This window comes from Streptomyces durbertensis, from assembly GCF_014156695.1.
Classification (GTDB): domain Bacteria; phylum Actinomycetota; class Actinomycetes; order Streptomycetales; family Streptomycetaceae; genus Streptomyces; species Streptomyces durbertensis.
This window is the reverse complement of record NZ_WMLF01000842.1, coordinates 1-974: the sequence shown is the minus strand read 5'-3', so window position 1 is coordinate 974 and position 974 is coordinate 1. Positions and strand designations below refer to the sequence as shown.

1 protein-coding gene and 1 pseudogene are annotated in these 974 nt (G+C 66.7%); both read right to left on the bottom strand.

All coding sequences use genetic code 11. The features are described 5' to 3' along the window. Positions 1-272: pseudogene (locus GL263_RS27215) on the bottom strand (electron transfer flavoprotein subunit alpha/FixB family protein); the annotation flags it as partial. Positions 273-338: 66 nt separating this feature from the next. Continuing rightward, on the bottom strand, positions 339-974 hold a 636-nt coding region (locus GL263_RS27210; protein ID WP_182858388.1), incomplete at its 5' end, for an electron transfer flavoprotein subunit beta/FixA family protein.

Sequence of the window (974 nt, the reverse complement as noted above, 5' to 3'; positions counted from 1 at the left end):
GACACCAACACCGCCGCCGGCGAAACCGCCGCCACCGCCGCCTGCACCGCGTCCACCTTCGGCACCACCGAGAACTCACCGAACTCCGGCGCATCCACGGCCAGCACCCTCACCGCACCATGCTCACCCAACACCGACGCCGCCGACTCCACACCCGAACCCAAGAACACCGCCACCGGCTCACCCAACCGACGCGCCAACGCCAACAACTCCAGCGTCGGCTTCCGCACCGCACCATCCACGTGATCAACAACAACCAGAACTTCAGCCATGGGAACCGCACTCCTACCGGAAGAGAGAAGCCGTCAAAGACAGCAAGGGGACTCGAAGACGCGAGATCAGATGAACTTCTGACCCGCCAGGAACTCGGCGAGCTGCTTACCGCCCTCACCCTCGTCCTTCACCACCGTGCCAGCCGACCGAGCCGGACGCGCCTGGGCCGACTCCACGACCGTCCACGCACCCTCCAGACCGACCTCCTCAGCCTCCAGATCCAGATCATCCAGATCCAACGACTCCACCGGCTTCTTCTTCGCCGCCATGATCCCCTTGAACGACGGATACCGCGCCTCACCCGACTGGTCCGTCACCGACACCACCGCCGGCAACGACGCCTCCAACCGCTCGGTGGCCGCATCACCATCACGACGACCCGCCACCGTCCCGTCCGCCACCGACACCTCCGACAGCAACGTCACCTGCGGCACCCCCAGCCGCTCCGCCAGCAACGCCGGCAGCACACCCATGCCACCGTCGGTCGACGCCATACCGCACACCACCAGGTCGAACCCGGTCTTCTCGATCGCCCGCGCCAGCACCAGCGACGTACCCATCACATCCGTGCCGTGCAGATCATCGTCCTCCACATGCACGGCCTTGTCCGCACCCATCGACAACGCCTTCCGCAACGCGTCCCGCGCGTCCTCCGGACCCACCGTCACCACGGTGACCTCCGCGTCGTCCGAACCCTCCGC